The sequence below is a fragment of the Scytonema sp. UIC 10036 genome, from assembly GCF_009725235.1.
Genome location: NZ_WJFC01000002.1, coordinates 141,350 through 159,798, shown reverse-complemented (window position 1 = coordinate 159,798; position 18,449 = coordinate 141,350). Strand labels below are relative to the sequence as shown.

The following is an 18,449-nucleotide window of genomic DNA, read 5'->3' as shown; positions in this document are numbered from 1 at the left end:
GTTAAAATCTGGGATTTTAGTATTCCGTCTTTATGCGAGCGCTAAAAATCAGACCCAAATATTTCACCAAAAATCGGGGTTTCACCTCAATACGCATGATTGTATTTTTGTCATGACAAAAAGGATATTATGTGTGGAACGGGAAAACGCTGATTTTGGACTAAATATTTGGCTTTGGTTTTTAGCGATTCTCCTTCGGAGACGCTACGCGAACGCATTAAAACATAACGCCAAAATCGCCGATTTTAATAACCCCCATATTTTGGGTTTTACGTCAAGCACTTCTACTGGACCGGCGCTCTAGTATTGTTTTCTTAGCAAAATTAGAAATTCTATATTGACGAAAGTTTGGTTTTGTGGATAAAACCTAAGCTTCTGTTGTGTGTTTACAATCAAGAGATCCCTATTAAGTGGAGCTTTTATCCCCATGCAACTATGGAAAATCAACAAATGTAGAAATGTTGGATTTACCCCAACGTATAAAATTCTTTTCCGTACACTGCTAGATCCATTTCCGATTTTTGACAAAAATACATAAGTTCAGCTTTCTAAAAGATATAGTTCAGTAAAATATAATGGAGAATCTGGAAATGAAGCCATTTCTCATGGTTTTATTTTTTACAGATGTGACACTTGATTTAGTACCACAGCAGTGGTTAGTAAAGCCAGTTCTATCCCAATTGCTGTAAACTCTAACCCCAGCCAATGAGAAAACTGGGACAAATGCTATGCAATATTAGTCAAGTTGTAGGGGGAGGGTAAAATATTGACAAGTATGACATCTAAATATTGGGTTTTGGTGGGACTTAATAGTTTTGGCAAGTGTCAAACTAAAGAAATGACTGATAATAAAGCTTTTTTTCAGCAACAGTTCCTAGAATTCGTTGAGGCTGAGGATGCGGCGCACCGAAATATCCAACGCCAACTTATGCACTGGTTTCAGTTTGATGACACTCGTCGCCATATGGCTGAAGCTTGTTTGCGCTGCTTTATTTCTAACCAGATTAAAGAACTTTGCTTGGGACTGGAACAGAAGTTTGGTGAAAAACACGATTTTACTAGCGCTGATTTGTTTCCAATGGTGTTGGACGCGTTCCCTAGGTCGTTACGTCAAGCTTCTTCTAGAACCCCGGTCAGGAACGAGTCTTTAACTACTCGAATTTTAAAGACTTTTGATCCAGAAAAAAGCAATTTATCGACTTGGACTAGCAGGATGTTGAAAAGCGATCGCTTTGTCAAACAATTTTTGCTAGAATGTGGGATCGAGCAGGTCACTAACTGGATGATTCTCAATTACGCGACTCCCGGACGTTTAAAGCGAGTTTTAGCGAGCTTTGAGCGCACGCATACTGAAATCGAGCAAGCGTTGCAACTACTGGATAGTTACCACCAAGTTTATCGAACACAACTATTGGAGAAGCGCAAGGATGGTTCTAGGGCTAGGTACCCAGACCCAACAGTTGAGCAACTCAATGAAATGGCTCAAAAATTATCAGACAGCCGTAGAATATCTGCTGAACAAGTCTTGGAAAAACTGCAAGAACTTGCTAGTTTGCTAAGAACAGCACGTATTCCTGGAAAAGTTACATTTCCTCCCCCTGTTGAAGCCAGTGAAGATAATGACGCATTAGACTTTTTAGGACAATATCGTCCTCAGTTTGAAGCTTGTTTAGCTTGTTCAGTAAAGCAGGTAATTCAAGCACGCTTTACTTATTTGCAAAGCAAAAAAACTGAGAAAACTCTTAAGAAGGCACAAAATTACCTCAAAGCACTCCATTTATTTCATTGCCAGGGAGTGCCTATGAAAGAAATAGCTTCTTTACTAGGATTCACAGACCAACCTCATTTAAGTCGCCTCTTAGATCTGAAAACCTTACGCAGCGATATTGGACGTGCAACATTACCTTGTTTGCAAAAGTATATTTTAGAACTTTTTTCCCATAAATTAAATTCAGAGCAACTAAAAATTTTAAACTCTAAAATACAAGAAGCATTAGTTGAAAATATTGAAGCTGTTATTAAAGAAGCAGAAAAAGAAGCTAGCGCGGGACAAAATCGTGTTATAAAGAGTCAATTGGCTCAAAAAATTTGTCAATATCTTAAAACGAGAGAGGAAATACAATGACTAATTATCTAAGCGAATTTACCAAGGATTTATTTGAGTTTCAAAGGAATTCAGAAATAATAGACCTGGAACCAGAACAGCCAGAAAAAGCATTAGATATTAGCCAAAAATTTCAAAACGTAAACCGGAGATGGCAGGTTTATTGTCAAGCTTTAGCTTTATTTGCTTTTGAAGAATGGCTTCATCAAAGAGAACCCAACCTTCATATTAATAAAGAACAATCTTCCCTCGCTCGATTGTACTATGCCAATGTCATTGATGCAGTATGTCATTTGAGAATAGGGGAATTTAAAGTTTGTTTGATTCCCAAGACATTATTGGTAGATGAAGAAGTGACTATTCCGAGGGCTGTGATAGATTTACCTGAATTTGCTGCTCACTTTTATGTTGTTCTTGGTCTAGAAGAAGAATTAGAATTAGCGACAATTCAAGGATTTTTAAACTATAATGAATTGATGTACTATCAGTCTGAATTCCTAGTTGAAGTGGACTGGAATTACCATCTACCCTTGTCTTATTTTCATCACGAATCTGATGATCTGTTGCTTTATTTACAAAGTTTAGTCTCTACGGCTATTCCTCTACCGGAAATCCCACAAAATCGTCAAGCTACTTTAGCTACTCTGCAAGCAACACTGTTAGATTTATTAACTCAAGCGCATCAGCGTCCTTTGTGGAAGGTTTTAAGTTGGGAACAAGGGGTAGCAGTCCTGACGAATGAGGATTTACTTTACTGGCTGTATAATTCTTTGACAAAGGATACTGCTTTTCTTAACAAGCATTTATCAGATTTACTAAAGATTTTAACTGAAAAAACGATAAATGTTAGAAGTTGGTTAAATAACCAAATAGATGAGGTAGCTCAAGCTTTATCTTGGCAAGTTTTACCACCGCTTACAGCAATACGCACAATAGAATCACCTCTCGTACAAGAATTAAGAACAGTTCTTGCAGAAATTAAACGCACTCATCAGTTCGATCTTCCTGATTTCGCTGGTCGCGCCTACCGAGACATACCACTTCAAAGTCGGTTAAGGCTATATGCGGTTAGTTGGTCTTTACCTAATGAAGAAAATGAATGGGCTTTACTGTTGATATTAAAGGTTATTCCCGGTCATCAGCTACCATATGCAGTGAAATTGCGAGTGAGTGACCAAAAGGATATACTGGTTGAAGAGGAACTGCAACCATCGAGCAGTCAAGACTATATTTTTACTTGTGTAGAAGGGAGTTGTGAAGATAAATTTTTGGCAACTATTACAACAGCAGATGGAGAAGAGCAAAGTTTACCACCATTTGAATTTTATCGAGCGCAAAAATGATGGAAATATAAAAATGGAGAGAAATCATTTGACTTTTGACTAATCAAAAATGTAAAATTTCATGATGAATGGAACAGCTTTTCATCTCAATGTTACCCAAATTGAATCAGTTTGTCGCTTTGAGTTGCGAGGAGAAGGGCGGACAATCGCTGTTAATGTGAATTATCCTCAGTCCTTGATGCAGAAGTACGAACGGTGGAGAGAAGCTTATTTAAACTATTACAGACAGCTTCGAGGACGGAAGGTCAGCAGTGGTGGTGGTAGTACCCCCCCTATTGACAGCGATAATCAGCTCGTTAATGCAGAAGTGGATCTGTTGCATGAATTTCATCGTTGGTTACTAAGCCCGGATCTGGAGAGAATTCGCAGTGAGATTGCAAAAGCTAAAGCTGCTAGCAAGCATTTAGAAGCAGGAAAGCACTGTTGTGAAGTCTTTCTATGTTGTACCCCCATAGAACTGGCGCGGCTTCCTTGGGAAACCTGGGAAATTGGTACAGATTTAGGGGACTCGGGTAAAATACGTATTGTTCGCACTCCAGCTAATGTTTCTTCTGAACCCGTCCGCTCGCTTCGGCGTAAAGTAAGGATTTTAGCCATCCTAGGTGATGACACTGGCTTGAATTTTGCAGCAGACGAAGAAGCAGTGCGTTCCTTACGTCGAGTTGCAGAGGTGAAGTTTATTGGTTGGGAAGCGGACAAGGAAAAAACTGAAGTTAATTGTGGGACGCTAAAAACAAGAATAGCTCAAGCGATCGCCAATGAAGACGGCTGGGACGTATTGTTTTTTGCTGGACACAGCAATGAAACTGTACTTGGTGGTGAATTTGGGATTGCACCGGGGGTTTCTCTATCGATTCACGAAATTGAGGAAGCACTTAAAATAGCGAAAAAGCGAGGGCTTCAGTTTGCCATTTTTAACTCCTGTAGTGGTATCAACATAGCAGAATCTTTAATTAACCTAGGTTTGAGCCAGGTTGCGGTGATGCGCGAGCCAATCCACAATAAAGTGGCACAGGAATTTTTATTACAGTTTATCAACAGTTTAGCTGAATACAAAGATGTCCATGAAGCTTTACTGGATACCAGCCAATATCTCAAGCAACAGGAAAAGCGCCTTCTTTATCCTTCCGCCTACCTTGTTCCTTCCCTATTTCGTCATCCTGATGCCGAACTATTTCGTATTAAACCTTTTGGTTTAGGGTCAATTGTCAAACAACTACTGCCAAGCCCAAAAGAAGCAGGGTGGCTCATAGCATTGCTACTTCTTAGTTTAGTTCCACAAGTACAGAGCTTGTTATTAGAGCCACGCATTTTGCTTCAAGCTGCTTATCGCAAATTTACTTTTCAAGAGCCGTCTAAAGTTGAACCTCCCTTAGTTTTGGTTCAAATTGATAATAAATCCCTTACAAAAGACAACATTGAACAACGCTATCCCATAGATTATAGTTATTTGGCAAGCATAATTCAAAAGCTATCCCAGTCAAATGCTAAGTTAATTGGTATTGATTATCTTTTAGATAAAGATAAAGAACAACAAGAAAGTGCTAAGGAATCCCTTATTCGACATATTAAGGATGCAAGAAACAAAGGAACTTTGTTTGTGTTTGCATATAAGGAATATGAAAACCCTAAAAAAGGTAGGGTGAATAATAAGCTCGCTAGATTAAACGGAACTTGGCACGGCAATATAGACTTTTTTGAATGGTATATTGAACTTTCAACATCAAGCACTCAACACAATAATTATCCCTTCAGCTATACTTTAGCATTAGCTTATTCTCATCAAATTCAAAATTTAAATTCTCCTGATTTATTAAAAGACTTAAACTTAAAAAGCCTAAGCGATTTGAGTCATTTAGCTTTACTAATTCCCAAAAATGCACAAGATAATCTCACAGGTTTTTTAAGCAAATTGCACCTTCACCCAATCTCAAACTTTGCTCAATGGTTTCATCCCATTATCGATTTTTCCATTCCTCCCGACCGTGCCTACACAACCATATCTGCCTGTGAATTACTAGGTTCCTGTAAACAGGAGAACACAAAAATACCAGACCTCAATAAAAAAGTTGTCATCATAGCTCCAGGGGGATATGAGGAAGCAGGTGTGGAAGGAAAAGGTGATGATAACTTTACTACCCCTTTAGCTGTTAGTTTCTGGCGTGGCTGGAATCAAGAGAAATTTACTGGTGGTAAAGCTCATGCATACATGGTTCACCACTTTTTGACACGGCGCTTGGTAGTGCCTGTACCAGATTTTATTATGATTTTGCTAGCAGCTTTATTGGGGAAATACATCGCAATGAGATTGCTTGATAATCCCAGCCAAAGGAAATTGCTAGTGAAGACGTTAAGAATTGCTTTGGTCGTTTATGTTATTGTCTCGTTGCAGCTTTACATATCGGCAGCGTTGTTATTACCTTGGTTTTTACCGTCTGTCACTATGTGGAATTACGTTCGCTTACCGTTTAGAAGGAACTCACACGGGTAAGGTCGAACGGCATTTTCTTTCCCAGAGTCGTGGTTATGTAAACGATGTTGTTGCAAAAAGCAGATGTTAAAGAATTTTATACATAAGTGAGTTGTCACAAAAGATATGAAAAAGCAGAAGATTAGGCTGAATTAACAAGAGCAAACTCTCGCTAATTCATAAACCTTAGTAATGAGAAGCTCATTGGAGGAATTTGCATAAATGAGTAAATTCGTGTCAGGAATGATGAAAGGATTAGGTTGTACTTTAGGTACGATCGTAGACAAACAGAATTTTGCGAAAAAACGCTTCGTTTATTTATAAATAAGTAGTGAGGTCGTTAAAATCATAGACAACAATAATGCTGACGAACTGTTTCAACGACTTTCTAAGGCTAGGTTACTTTCAAAGAGGTAATATCCCATGAAAAATCACCATTTATTGGAAGATTTGCTAGAGCCAATGGCAGCAGCATTGGACTACATTAAGCAGTCATTACACAGCCAAGAAATTAAATTAGACGAGGTTCCTAAACCCCTGCAAGATCTATTAGATAATCTTCTCAAAACCTTCGCATCTTTTAGACAAGGAGCAGATATTCAGGAAACGTTGCAAGTTTATCTTAACATCGCCAAGTTCATGCAAAGCAAGTTTTGTAAAAACTTACGAGTTTGTCTGGGTGCTACCTATATTCTCTGCGAGGAGTCTGAACCACAGCTACTCAATAAAACAGTAATCACAGATGAAGCAAAACAGCTAGCTGATGTAGCCAAAAACCTGATTCTGACTATTAAAGTCCATTACGAACCCATCAACGAAGAATTGAAGGAGTGTAACCGCAAAACAGAAATCTTTTTCACCAGCAATGACAAACCAACTGTTTTTCGAGTTGAGGAAACCATACCGTGGGATAACCTGCCTTCAGATGTGCGTGAGGAATACATCCGCTCGGGCAGCAAAAAACAAAGTTTCAAGCTGTATCCTAAGGAGAGATAAACTATCATGAATCCCAATTTTATCAAAGCGATCGCTACCATTTTTTTGATTGGTATTACTGCAGCAATTGCTTTTTGGAAGCAGATTCTACAATGGGCAGATAATATTTTATTCCCTTGGCTGGAACAAAACTTTAAAACAAGTGCCCAATGGGTAAGAGACGCCTTTGCTCGGGTAGATCGATATGTGGCAATTCCCATTCGTAATGCCATCAAGCAAGCGTGGCAAAAGCTTCGTCAGTTTTTGCTCAAACTATTAGTTCGATTTAAGAGAAACGTATCAGAGCAGTGGGTTCGGCAGTGGATATCCTGGGGAATTAAGCACCTTGAAAACGGCGAAGTTGTCCCTGTAAAACGCGAAGTCGAAGAAGTTGTGGAGTGGGGAGAACTGCCACCAGATGTTCGTGAAGAGTGGCTCCGTAAAGCTAAAGGTGTTTACGAGTTGGATTTCACTCAACTGCGCGATGCAGAAATTGCTGAAATGAGTATGTCCAATTAACATAAAGTAAACAATGAAAGGGTTCATCTGGTGAGGACTAGCTCGTAATGGTCTTGCTTACTACAACCGAACTATTGGCGAGCAGTTCCTACAAACTGGGCATCAGAAGGTGAATTGTTCTTGGGATTTTTCTTGGGTAAACACGGCAAACGCCTAGGAGAATTGTAATGGATTTTAGAACGATTGCGATACTTCCCGTACTTGTTGGTGCTGCTGTTATCGGACTGCTCGGAGGCGCGTATCTAATTTCCCGGTTCTGGAAAGATATTCGGGAGAACGTAGCAGCTTGGTTACGCAAAAAGGGCTTACAAAAAAGCGCTCTTATGGATGCATGGGTCATCCTTGACAAGCTGGCGACAGGTATTAAAAGCAGTATCTTCGTAAAAACACGGGATACAGGCACGCAGCAAGTATCTGAACAAGAGTACACAGAAGAAGAGCTTTATGACAGTGACCCAAATGTGTACGCTGAGTTTCAAAAACGGGGTTATCTCAAGAAAAATATCATGTCTTTGTTTCAATAAGGAGAGATAAAAATGCCTGCAAACTGGAAACGAATAGAAGATTCACCAGTATCTAAGCCACCTCAAGAACCAGTCTCTAAACCAGAGGCTGTTGAAATGGGACGCTTAGAAATGTTTGTTCCTGAGCAACCGAGCCACAACCTTGATGCTCTCATCTTACCTCCTGCTGTACGCAATCGACTTGAAGTAGCACTGAACTGGATTCGTTACCACGATGTGCTGTATCACAAATGGAATCTGAAAAAGATTGACCCTCAAGGGCGTCGGGTAGCGATTAATATGTTCGGTCCCCCCGGAACTGGCAAGACATTTTGTGCTGATGCGATCGCTTACTATCTCAAACAACCCATTATCAAAGTTAATTACGCTGAGATTGAGTCTAAGTACGTTGGCGAGACACCCAAGAACATTAAAGCTGCTTTTGAAAAAGCCCGCCAAACTGGTGCTGTCATATTTTTCGATGAGGCAGATTCTATCCTGGGCAAGCGCTTGACTAACGTCACTCAAAGTGCAGATCACGGCGTTAATGTCAGCCGTTCGGTGATGCTGCTGGAGTTGGATAAGTTCGATGGAGTAGTAATTTTCGCAACTAATTTGCCGGGAAACTACGATGGAGCTTTCGTGCGCCGAATTTTGGCTCATATCGAGTTTGAACTTCCCGATATAGCTTGTCGGGAGCAGTTGTGGAAAGCTCTGTTGCCAGAGGAAGTGCCTTGTGCCAATGACGTGACAGTAACCTGGTTAGCGCAGGAGTCTGAGGGTCTTGCCGGTGGCGATATTCTAAATGTAGTCAAAATAGCTGCCAGCCAAGCGGTAGCCAGAGAGGATAATCAGTGTAAAGTTATGCAGTCGGACATTCAAGAGGCGATCTCACAGGTTCGCAGTGGTAAAGAAAAAGTTGGCTCAACAGTAGGCATTGGAACAAAAGGGACAGTGGTTGTCAAAGAAGAGGTTGTGACCCCAAACCAACTTCCTCCTGCAGTTCTAGAGGATTATGAAAAAGCTGTCTCTAATATTAACCACCAAGCAGAGATTTTATCAACCAATAATGGCTGTAGTTAACTCTACAAGAATGAAAAGTGTCAGCGGTGCAGGCTACTCAATTGAAGTGGCTTGCAACGCTTTTTGAGCTCAATTTGCAGAATAGCTGATATCCAATCTACATGAGGCAAATTGTCAAGCCCATACCATAACATTTTCCTCTAGACTCTTGAAGTATGGAGTTTTCTTAAGACAACAGAGTTTTGTGTAAACTCTTCACCTCCTGATATCTTGCACCAGCATCAAAAACCGGGTTTCTTGCAAATCATATCACTTGGAAAGCTTAATATCTCGTTCAGAAACCCGGTTTTTTAGGTCTTGTTGAGAATGGTGCAAAATGTGAGTCACCCATCTTCAAAAAAGTAATTAGAGGACACATCAACGTATTGTCATAATTCCTACTTCGGCGTGGAGAAGAATTCTTATCGCTTGGTAGTGCGTCTTCTAAATGTCTTAATAATTTTGTTACTAGCTTTCCTGAGGAAAATATATCACAATTGTATTGTTCAATTGTATTGTTTAATAATCTTTATCAAAAGCAAAAAAAATCATATGGGTAAAGTGAGCAAGCAACAATTTCTCTTGTTGATAATTGCCTCTCTATTTGTTGTATCAACTTTGCCAATACAAGCTGCAACTCAACCTCAAGCCCAGGGTTTGTTAAGAAATATAAATATAATGTATTTAGCGTTGTCATGGGGTGATGTGGTCACACCTTTTCGCCGAAAGAAACGCTCAGGAGGTGGACGGGGGTCAATCTGCACGATTGCACCTCAAAAAATGGTCGATCCACAAAATTTGCAAAAGGAGGGGACACTGGAAATCTGGAATACACGTCCCCTTTTTCTTTGGAACATCCAAGGAGGAACAGCAAATTTAATTGAGCTATTTCAAAGGGGGGGGGACAAGGTTATCTGGAGTCAGGAAGTTCCCAAAGGAGAAACAAAGACCATTTATAATGGCAAACCTCTGCAACCAGGTCAGTTTTACGAATGGCGGTTAACTGCTTCAATGCCTTATCCAGTCAAAAGCCCTACTATACAGTTTCAGGTGATGGAGTCTCAAAAGCGCGATCGCATTACCAAGGAGTTAACGCAACTGGAAGCGCGACTCAAGAAACAACGAGCCAATGCAGAGAAAATAGCCTTGGAGAAAGCAAACTACTTTGCACAGCAAGAACTTTGGTCGGATGCGCTGTCGGAAATGTATGCAGTGCCAAATCCTTCGGCGGAGTTAAAAAGTATGCTCCAGCAAATCCCATCTTCTGACTACTGTGATGCGTCAGATACTACTGTAAGTCGGTAATAAAAATTATTTTTGTGGATAAAAATCTGAAACGGCGGCTAAAAGTGCTGTAAGTATAAATGGCTAAGAGCCTTTTTACATAGATTACCTTGTCCGAAAAATATATAAAAGCAGTTATTCTTGTGGTTACACTGGGACTCATCATGCAACAGAAAAGATTTGTCTTGATAGCGTTTGCCACTTCAGAATCACAAAATCAAGCTTCTGTCAAGTGTGTAATTGACAACTAAATCTAAAACCAAAATATAAAATTTTATGATGTCTCGTATTTCGCGCCGTCATTTCCTACAATTTGCTGGTTCAACTTTAGCCACTTTAGGCTTAAGCCAGCACCATATTATTCAACAGGGAAACCGTTACGCCCAAGTTCTCGCGCAAACCACTCCACGGAAGCTCGCCTTATTAGTTGGAATTAATCAGTATCCAAATAATAAAAAATTTGTTAGCCTGAATGGATGTAGCACCGATGTCTTCTTGCAACGAGAACTTCTCATCCACAAATTTGGCTTTAATCCCAGTGATATTATCTTCTTAACAAGTAACGAATCGGCAAGCAATCAACCTACTCGTCAAAATATATTACAAGCATTTGAAGAACATTTAATTAAGCAAGTCAAACCAGGTGACGTAGTCGTTTTTCACTTTTCAGGTCATGGTTCGCGCTTACTCGATCCTAAGCCTATCCAAAATTGTTCAAATCAAGAATTAAACGATGAGTACAATAGTACGCTAGTGCCAGGTGATGAAGGATTAAATGGCTTAAGACAGGATATCATGGGAAGCACTCTGTTTCTACTAATATCTGCGTTAAAAACAGAGAATGTTACAGCAGTGCTAGATAGCTGTTATTCTGGTGGTGGCACTCGTGGCAATTTTATAGTAAGGTCTAGAGATGGTGATAATCAAAAACCCAGCCCTGAAGAAATTTCTTATCAAGAACGCTGGATGCAGCAGTTACAGATGTCGGAATCGGAATTTCTCCGTCGGCGATGTGATGGTGTGCGTAAAGGGGTAGTTCTTGCAGCCGCTCAACGCGATGAAGAAGCTTATGATGCGCCTTTTGATAGCTTTTCTGCTGGTGCATTTACTTACCTGCTGACGCAGTACCTTTGGCAAGAAACAGACACTGTGAAAAATACTATTGTCCGAATTGGTAGTAATATAAAGTGGCTAAACAGACAAAAGCCTCTTGCCGATGGTAATCAGAAATTACCTGTATATTCTATTAATAAAAAAGTCCCGCCTGCTGATGCAGTCATTACTGAGGTAAAAGGAGAAGAAGCAACTTTGTGGTTGGGGGGAATAGATAATGAAAGCTTAGTAACTTTTGGGGCTGGTGCTACTTTTTCAATGGTGAACGATAAAGGACAAACCTCAGGAAAACTCCAGTTAGAATCCCGTGAAGGTTTAACTGCAAAAGCGAAGCTGGTAGAAAAAGGACAAATTACGTCTCTGAAACCGGGAATGCTGTTACAGGAATCGAAGCGTGTTGTACCAGCAGATTTGAAGTTACGTATCGGTTTAGATCCTTCGCTTGCAGGAGAAATAAATGTAGCTAAAGAAAAACTTTCCGAGATAAATCGCATAGAAACCATACCTGCACAAAGGGGAAACAAACCATATTCGGCAGAAGTGGAGTATATTTTCAGTCGAATGACAGCGGATTACCAACAAAGATTACAGCAGGAAAAAATTGCCAATATACCAGCTGTTGGTACTATAGGTTTATTCACCGCAGGACTAGAAGTCGTTCCAGAATCCTTTGGTGAATCAGGGGAAAAAGTCACAGCGGCGGTTTCCCGCTTAGAAGCTAAACTCAAATCCTCTGTAGCAGTTTACATTATCAAAAAGACCTTGAATGGGAGTTCTTCTACGTTAGATGTGGAAGTCTTAATGAATTTAGTGGAAGAACCAAATAATATCCTTGCCCAATCTGCCACTTTAAGGGGTAAAAGTAACAGTCATAAGCAGGAAAAAAGTTATCCTAACAAGATACCACTAGAAAAACTGTTTCAGTTTCGTGTTACAAACAACGACTCTAGACCCCTCCACTTAATGATTTTGCTTATTGACCCAACTGATGAGCAGAAAGAGTTAAATGTGATATTTCCTTATCAAGGTATGTTCAGCGAGGAGTCAATGCGCTTAGAACCAAATCAAACCAAACAAATTGGTGGTTCCCGTCAGCTAGCTGGCTCAAAGCAAACACAACTTGAACTAAAAGCGAAAAAAACGGGAACTGCGGAAATGTTATTTATTTTTAGTCTTAAACCGCTCACAACTGCTCTGAAAACATTACAAAGCTTAGCAGCCGAACAGAAGACTAGGTCTGGAGATCCAGTAGATCTGAAAGAACCTGTTGATGTCATTGGTGATTTGCTGGCTGATTTAAGTGGCGATCGCGGTGGTAGGACACAAGCCAAGGACGTTAGCGCTTCTGAAATGGCTACCTTACCTCTTACCTTGACAGTAGTTTAGAACTACATAGTGCCAAAGTACACAGTGATATCAAGTAAAGCGATCGCAATAGTTGGCAAAGAATTTCCCAAGCTAATCCTGATGTAATTATACCTCGACCATTTTTTTACATAAGTCATCCTTCTTGAAAATATAGTTATTTGAAAGCCGAACATTAAACAATCTACATCCGACGAGGTGAAACAACCAATGCTCCAGTTGAGGAAATAATCCGTTCAACTGAAGAAGCTACAGCTTATATTGCCGAGTATATTAACATTTTTGAGGCTAGGAGAAACGCTTAATGTTGTTCCCAATCCGATTGCGTTAATCAGCTTTTTTCTTAAGAATTTTGAATAACTTGAACTCAAGAATCAACCTTCTTTTTATACAGGACTATGGCAGAACCAATTCGTGTACTAGTTTTTGGTAAAACTGGATGTGGCAAAACAAGTATGTGCAACACTCTGGCTAATCTGGCTCCGGAAGACGATGGATATCAGCGAGTCGCCGCCTCAGCTAAGGGAGTCACTTTTGAGTGCCACACATATAAACAATTTTCTTACTCAAACGACAAAGGAAAGTCTATAGATGTAATTATTACTGACACTATTGGGCTTCATGAGCATAACCAAGGTACAGTTCCCGACAAGGAAGCTATTAAAAGGCTTCTTGAGTTTTTGGCTGAGTCCACGAAGGGTTATAACTTGTTTATTCATGTTGATGAACCCAGGATTATGAATACTCAGAAACATAATTATGATATGTTTTATGAAATACTGGGTCAAAGAAAAATCCCAATAATTTTAGTAGTAACTAAAATCGATGGTGATGCGGAAGTTACATTCCAAGAATGGCCAAAGGAGAACAAACATTACTATATAGAATTTAATTATAAAGAGATAGTTGGTGCTTGCTTTGCAAGGTCTCCAAAGCCGGATCTTGAGAATCTATACAAGAAGGACAGAGAAAAGTCGAAAAAATTAGTTTTGCAAGCTATTTTTGAACATGGGCAAGGAGAAACAGTTAATGTTGTTCCCAATATGCATACGTTAGTTAGAACATCTATAAATCTGTGGAATAAATTTCTCGAATTTGTAGGAGTTGAAAAAAACTTTATCATCTGGAATGAGCCTTTGGCTCAGATGTTACAAGAAAAATGGGGCATATCTAAGCAGGAGGCAAGAGAACGGGTTAATAATATGATGAATCCCTCTAAGAAATAGAACTTACTCGAAGTATATGTCAGGATATATATCTATAAGGAGCTATATGGATGGCAGATCCAATTAGTATTTTGGTTTTCGGCACTGCTGGAGTAGGTAAAACTAGTTTGTGCAATACTCTGTGCAATACTCTGATTGGTAAAGAGGAGAAGGTAAGCAACCAAGCTGTGGAATTCAACACTAGGCATCATATTCATAAACTATTTGACAAGAGAGACAGAGAAGTCGAGTATCATTTAATCGATACTGTCGGGCTTAACGCAGCAGGTAATGGGATCTCTTCAGAAGAAGCCTTCGACCAGTTTATTGAACTTTTAACAAATTCAGAAGGCTACAGTCTGCTGATTCATGTATTTCGCATCCCTCGAATTGCCCAGGTTGAACAATATTTCAAGCTTGTCGCTAATTCTCCAATCCCCACTGTACTTGTAGCAACCGGATGTGAAGCTATAGAACCAATGTCTAAATGGAAAACTGATAATTTCCATATATTTGAAAAGTTCGGCTACAAAGACTTAGTTTGTACTTGTTTTGCAAAGAGTAAAAGACCGGAGTTAGAGTCCATATATACTCCTTTAAGAGAAGAATCCCGTTCAGCAGTTCTTGAAGCGATTTCGACCTATGCAAAGAAACCAATATCATTTCCGCCTGAAAAAGTATCTATTTTTGCTGAAGAACGATCTCTATCACCTGAGTCTCCTACATCATCACAACTTATCAGCACTATCTTTCGGATAGTGGAACTATGGCTTATTCAGAAGTTGCGTCAATTATTTTCAGACTTTCGGATATTGCAACTATGGCTTATTCAGAAGTTGCGTCAGTTATTTTCAGATAAGAGGGAAAAGAAATGACAGAGCCAATTCGAGTGCTAGTTTTTGGAACTGTTGGAACTGGTAAAACAAGCTGTTGTAATACTCTTGCTGGTAAGAAGAAAGAAGTAAGCAATCAAGCTAGAGGCGTTACTTTTACGTCCCAGGTTTATGAAGCATTTGAGGCCAATGGGAAAAGTATCGTGCTTACGGACACTGCTGGATTGAATGAATCTGAGTTGGGAACTGTTCCTGCAAACGAGGCATTCATGCAACTGACTAAACTTCTTAAAAATTCAAATGAAGGCTATAACCTATTAATTCAAGTGTTTCGAGCATCCCGTCTTACCATACTTGAAAAAAATAATTACGATCTATTTGTCAAAGGAATTGCTAACTTAAAAATTCCGGTGATACTCGTGGTAACAGGATGTGAGGGATTTTTTCCGATGTCTCAATGGAGAGAGGAGAATAGAGAGTATGTTGAGAGCAGTGATCTAATCTACAAAGACATAATTTGTACGTGTTTTGCTAAGGCTGAGCAGAGAACAGAGTTAGAACCTATATATGCCCGTTTGAGAGATGAATCTCGTCAAGCAGTCCTTGCAGCTATTATTAAATATGCGACAGAAACTCCAGTCAAATTTTACGATAGTACAGGACAAGATTATGCGAAATCCTTTGCTGATATGTTGAAACAGGTCTGGGAATTTTGTCGTGAAAGGTTCAAATGGTATCTGCTGCTAGCGGCGTTTGAGGGAGTATTTGTCAGTTTTCTGGTAGATGTTTTAGAGTTTAGCGAAGAGGATGCTAGGAAAATAGTTGAGTTTTTTAATATCAACTAAACATCTAAAACCTCCTCAAACGAGGATTGAGAAAAAACTCATAGGCATTGCACCGAGATGGCTGTAAAAACCTGCAAGATGACCTCAAAAGGCTTGATTTCTCGTTACAAAACACGACTTTTTTTGATCCTAATGTAGCAAATTATCAAACCCAGACAGAAGAAGACTTTTCAGACTATTTTGCAGGAAATTACTCGGATCTCGGCTCAATACCAATATCTTCTAACGCATTTACTCATTGTATTGGAGGCAGATTTAGCAGGGCATACAGAAAAGTGTATTTCTAATACCCTATTTTGATATTTAACACAGCACAAATAGTTAATGCATTCTTTATTTTCCTTTTTGTATTATTAATTAAGCTTATTTATTCAAATTATTGGAAACAGAAAAATGAAAAAATTGAACCAGCAATATTTATCTGGCTCTCCTAAAAGTGACAATTTTGAACTGTTTACAAATGAAAGCAATTTACCTATGAACAACCAAGATTTTAAAGAACTAGCTCTAAAAATCCAACAACAACCATTAAATACAACAGCTAGACGAGTAGGTTTATCAAAGCTAATCTATGGTATTTACAGATCGGGCAAGATTCACTGTTCGTATAAAGGTCAATTTCAAAGAGCTTATCAAGACATTTATAACGAGGCATTACAAAATTTATTTTTATATATTTGCAAACATATTGATAAGTACGATCCCGATCGTAGTGAATTTATGACCTGGGTCAATATGTTATTAAACCAACGTTTTTTTAAAGAAGCTATTCTTAAAATTTTAGGAAAAGGTCGTGAGATTCAAGTAGAAAGCTCTTTTTTAGAAAACTTAGAAGGTTTGTCATGTGAGGAGAGTAACGATGAAGATGATTATGTTGCTGCTTTTCAAAAAATCAGACAATACATAGAAAGAGATCCAAAAGGGATTTTTCGACAAGCATGCATTAAAAAATACCCTAAAGTTAATTTCCGAGAAATAGCTATAAAAAAATGGTCTGGTATATCTTGGAAAGATATGTCGGATGAGTTTAGTGTCCCAATTCCGACGTTAAGTAACTTTTATCAAAGATGTTTGGAAAAATTTCGTGATGATTTAAGAGAAGTATGTAAGTTTTAAAAAAACAGTATTACTAGTAAATTGCAAGTAATAAGTCGGTTTTTTAGGCTTAAGAATTTTGAAATATTTATTTGATACTTTATCGGTTTTATAGCCATCCTATTCAATTTGTGAAAACTCACAGTATCCAGACCCCCAACTTCTTAAAGAAGTTGGGGGTCTAACTTTTCGGGAGAAGGCATTCCCAGGCGGAGCCACCGGATCGAGGTGGACGAGGTGGTTTAAATTATCGGTGTCAGGAATAGTTCAGCTTCAGCTTGTCTTCGTGCCAAAAGCCCTTTCTCAACGTTTGTTCCAGGATTGCGATACTTGATGAAAGTTTCGCGAATTTTATCCCAATCACGATTCTTTAAGACTTTAGTCATAGAATCAAAGCCAGGAGCGCCGTAGAATTTACTCCCCAAGTTGTAGCCAAAGCTGAGTAATGCTCCTTGTTGGTTGGGATTGAGTTCGCCCCAACAAGGTATTTTCGCTAAATCGGGTAAGTAATTTCTTTCTAACTGAAGAATCAAAAGCTCATCCGCTTCTTGTTGGGAAATACTCTCTCCAAGACGCCACGGACTACCGTCACGTTTCTTGGTCGATCCCCAACCAATTGTGATAGGTTCCCGTTTGGTTAAAGGATCGGGGTATGCATTGAGAAAGCAACCTTCAAAGCGTTTGATTAACTCAACTCCACAAATCGGTAAGCTCGTAGGAATTAAGACTATGGTATTGGGAACTTCTTTCGCTTCAATGAGCTTTTCTGCAAATACCGCATTTAAAAGTTCGGGTAAATCAAAGGCTTGGGCAAATTTCACCGTTGCTTGTCTGGTGATTGGTCCATAAGCCCCGTCAGCAACTCCCGAAAGTAATTTTAGATCGACAAGGCGGATTTGTACTTGCTGTGCTAACTCGCGGTCTTGACTTAAATAATCAAACTCAAAGGATTGATTCAGCTTGACAATGTCTTGAAGTTTCATTTTTCTCTCCTCTTAATAAGTGTAACCAACGAGGAGTTTGACTTCTTTTTGGTCTTTGCATTTTGCAGAGAAGACTTTTTCAAAATCCGCAAACTCACCGTCTGGAAGCACAATACAGCCCATACTTCCTGGCACATTTGCATCTCTATGAATCAGCAGATCGCTACGAGTGCCTCCATCTTTTGTTTTTACCTCGAAGGGTGTAATTGGATAACCATTGCCTTCGACTCCTTTGACGTGTTTGAGGTTGACAGGCTTGACTGCCACAGAGTAAAAAGGTAACGGCTGAGCCAGTTCGTAAGTTGGGGGTAACACTCCACCGCGAACATTCCAATCTTTGACGCCTTGCTTGTCTGTGGTGCTGGTTGTTGCCACCCATCTGCCGACAATCCCTTGAGTTTCATCAATGAGGAATAGTCTTCCTTTGTTCAACTGTGATGTTTCGTCGAGTGGCATGGTGAAAAATAAAAGCATACTCATACTTCTCCTTTTAGATTTGAATTTGAACTAATACCGTTTTCAGATGAAGATGCATAGAAAAAACTCCACCATCTGTGACATCTTTCCTTACCCCCCTTAATCCCCCCTTATAAAGGGGGGAAACAGGAAATTTATTTTCCTCCCCCTTCTAAAGTCAGATTTTCAACCGGTTTTGGTATAGATCTTTTACGTTATTTAATTGATGTACTCTACTTATTACTCAGGTGCCTGCAAGCCTATTTATCTCAAAAACAAAAGGTTTTTCTAAAA

15 protein-coding genes are annotated in these 18,449 nt (G+C 39.4%); 13 read left to right on the top strand and 2 right to left on the bottom strand.

What is annotated here, in order from left to right; translation table 11 throughout:
• Nucleotides 1-775 precede the first annotated feature (775 nt).
• From F7734_RS02075 to F7734_RS02015, 13 genes are all read left to right on the top strand, one after another.
• Nucleotides 776-2,125 carry a hypothetical protein gene (locus F7734_RS02075; RefSeq protein WP_155743149.1) on the top strand — a complete coding sequence of 450 codons (1,350 nt, stop codon included), beginning with the start codon at nt 776-778 and terminating at the stop codon, nt 2,123-2,125.
• Nucleotides 2,122-3,447, top strand: coding sequence for a DUF1822 family protein (locus tag F7734_RS02070; protein WP_155743148.1), 1,326 nt, complete (start codon nt 2,122-2,124; stop codon nt 3,445-3,447). Before F7734_RS02075 ends, F7734_RS02070 begins: the two co-directional genes overlap by 4 nt.
• 61 nt (nt 3,448-3,508) lie before the next feature.
• A complete protein-coding gene (locus F7734_RS02065) occupies nt 3,509-5,938 on the top strand; it encodes a CHASE2 domain-containing protein (protein WP_155743147.1) in 2,430 nt (809 codons plus the stop codon).
• Nucleotides 5,939-6,340: 402 nt separating this feature from the next.
• The gene (locus tag F7734_RS02060) at nt 6,341-6,913 is read left to right on the top strand and encodes a hypothetical protein (protein ID WP_155743146.1); all 573 of its coding nucleotides are present in this window, start codon (nt 6,341-6,343) and stop codon (nt 6,911-6,913) included.
• Nucleotides 6,914-6,919: 6 nt separating this feature from the next.
• The gene (locus F7734_RS02055) at nt 6,920-7,411 is read left to right on the top strand and encodes a hypothetical protein (protein WP_155743145.1); all 492 of its coding nucleotides are present in this window, start codon (nt 6,920-6,922) and stop codon (nt 7,409-7,411) included.
• Nucleotides 7,412-7,578: 167 nt separating this feature from the next.
• Complete coding sequence (locus tag F7734_RS02050; protein ID WP_155743144.1) at nt 7,579-7,935, top strand: hypothetical protein; 357 nt, start codon at nt 7,579-7,581, stop codon at nt 7,933-7,935.
• 12 nt (nt 7,936-7,947) lie between these two features.
• Complete coding sequence (locus tag F7734_RS02045; protein ID WP_155743143.1) at nt 7,948-8,997, top strand: ATP-binding protein; 1,050 nt, start codon at nt 7,948-7,950, stop codon at nt 8,995-8,997.
• 531 nt (nt 8,998-9,528) lie between these two features.
• Complete coding sequence (locus tag F7734_RS02040) at nt 9,529-10,281, top strand: DUF928 domain-containing protein (protein ID WP_155743142.1); 753 nt, start codon at nt 9,529-9,531, stop codon at nt 10,279-10,281.
• Nucleotides 10,282-10,536: 255 nt separating this feature from the next.
• A complete protein-coding gene (locus F7734_RS02035) occupies nt 10,537-12,759 on the top strand; it encodes a caspase family protein (protein WP_243146630.1) in 2,223 nt (740 codons plus the stop codon).
• A 377-nt stretch (nt 12,760-13,136) separates the two neighbouring features.
• The gene (locus tag F7734_RS02030; RefSeq protein ID WP_155743141.1) at nt 13,137-13,964 is read left to right on the top strand and encodes a GTPase domain-containing protein; all 828 of its coding nucleotides are present in this window, start codon (nt 13,137-13,139) and stop codon (nt 13,962-13,964) included.
• A 50-nt stretch (nt 13,965-14,014) separates the two neighbouring features.
• Nucleotides 14,015-14,818 carry a GTPase domain-containing protein gene (locus F7734_RS02025; protein ID WP_155743140.1) on the top strand — a complete coding sequence of 268 codons (804 nt, stop codon included), beginning with the start codon at nt 14,015-14,017 and terminating at the stop codon, nt 14,816-14,818.
• Nucleotides 14,815-15,621 (top strand): GTPase domain-containing protein, encoded by an 807-nt coding sequence (locus F7734_RS02020; RefSeq protein ID WP_155743139.1) that lies wholly within the window; start codon nt 14,815-14,817, stop codon nt 15,619-15,621. Before F7734_RS02025 ends, F7734_RS02020 begins: the two co-directional genes overlap by 4 nt.
• Before the next feature lie 393 nt (nt 15,622-16,014).
• The gene (locus F7734_RS02015; protein WP_243146629.1) at nt 16,015-16,737 is read left to right on the top strand and encodes a sigma-70 family RNA polymerase sigma factor; all 723 of its coding nucleotides are present in this window, start codon (nt 16,015-16,017) and stop codon (nt 16,735-16,737) included.
• 221 nt (nt 16,738-16,958) lie between these two features.
• Here the strand turns inward: F7734_RS02015 and F7734_RS02010 are convergent, their stop codons facing one another.
• Nucleotides 16,959-17,699 (bottom strand): glycoside hydrolase family protein, encoded by a 741-nt coding sequence (locus F7734_RS02010; protein WP_155743138.1) that lies wholly within the window; start codon nt 17,697-17,699, stop codon nt 16,959-16,961.
• 12 nt (nt 17,700-17,711) lie between these two features.
• Nucleotides 17,712-18,179 carry a hypothetical protein gene (locus tag F7734_RS02005; protein ID WP_243146628.1) on the bottom strand — a complete coding sequence of 156 codons (468 nt, stop codon included), beginning with the start codon at nt 18,177-18,179 and terminating at the stop codon, nt 17,712-17,714.
• Between the last annotated feature and the right edge of the window lie 270 nt (nt 18,180-18,449).

Bases quoted from the DNA above. Each gene is read 5' to 3' on its own strand.
- F7734_RS02075 (WP_155743149.1), top strand. From the start codon at position 776: ATGACATCTAAATATTGGGTTTTGGTGGGACTTAATAGTTTTGGCAAG.
- F7734_RS02070 (WP_155743148.1), top strand. From the start codon at position 2,122: ATGACTAATTATCTAAGCGAATTTACCAAGGATTTATTTGAGTTTCAA.
- F7734_RS02065 (WP_155743147.1), top strand. From the start codon at position 3,509: ATGATGAATGGAACAGCTTTTCATCTCAATGTTACCCAAATTGAATCA.
- F7734_RS02060 (WP_155743146.1), top strand. From the start codon at position 6,341: ATGAAAAATCACCATTTATTGGAAGATTTGCTAGAGCCAATGGCAGCA.
- F7734_RS02055 (WP_155743145.1), top strand. From the start codon at position 6,920: ATGAATCCCAATTTTATCAAAGCGATCGCTACCATTTTTTTGATTGGT.
- F7734_RS02050 (WP_155743144.1), top strand. From the start codon at position 7,579: ATGGATTTTAGAACGATTGCGATACTTCCCGTACTTGTTGGTGCTGCT.
- F7734_RS02045 (WP_155743143.1), top strand. From the start codon at position 7,948: ATGCCTGCAAACTGGAAACGAATAGAAGATTCACCAGTATCTAAGCCA.
- F7734_RS02040 (WP_155743142.1), top strand. From the start codon at position 9,529: ATGGGTAAAGTGAGCAAGCAACAATTTCTCTTGTTGATAATTGCCTCT.
- F7734_RS02035 (WP_243146630.1), top strand. From the start codon at position 10,537: ATGATGTCTCGTATTTCGCGCCGTCATTTCCTACAATTTGCTGGTTCA.
- F7734_RS02030 (WP_155743141.1), top strand. From the start codon at position 13,137: ATGGCAGAACCAATTCGTGTACTAGTTTTTGGTAAAACTGGATGTGGC.
- F7734_RS02025 (WP_155743140.1), top strand. From the start codon at position 14,015: ATGGCAGATCCAATTAGTATTTTGGTTTTCGGCACTGCTGGAGTAGGT.
- F7734_RS02020 (WP_155743139.1), top strand. From the start codon at position 14,815: ATGACAGAGCCAATTCGAGTGCTAGTTTTTGGAACTGTTGGAACTGGT.
- F7734_RS02015 (WP_243146629.1), top strand. From the start codon at position 16,015: ATGAAAAAATTGAACCAGCAATATTTATCTGGCTCTCCTAAAAGTGAC.
- F7734_RS02010 (WP_155743138.1), bottom strand. From the start codon at position 17,699: ATGAAACTTCAAGACATTGTCAAGCTGAATCAATCCTTTGAGTTTGAT.
- F7734_RS02005 (WP_243146628.1), bottom strand. From the start codon at position 18,179: ATGAGTATGCTTTTATTTTTCACCATGCCACTCGACGAAACATCACAG.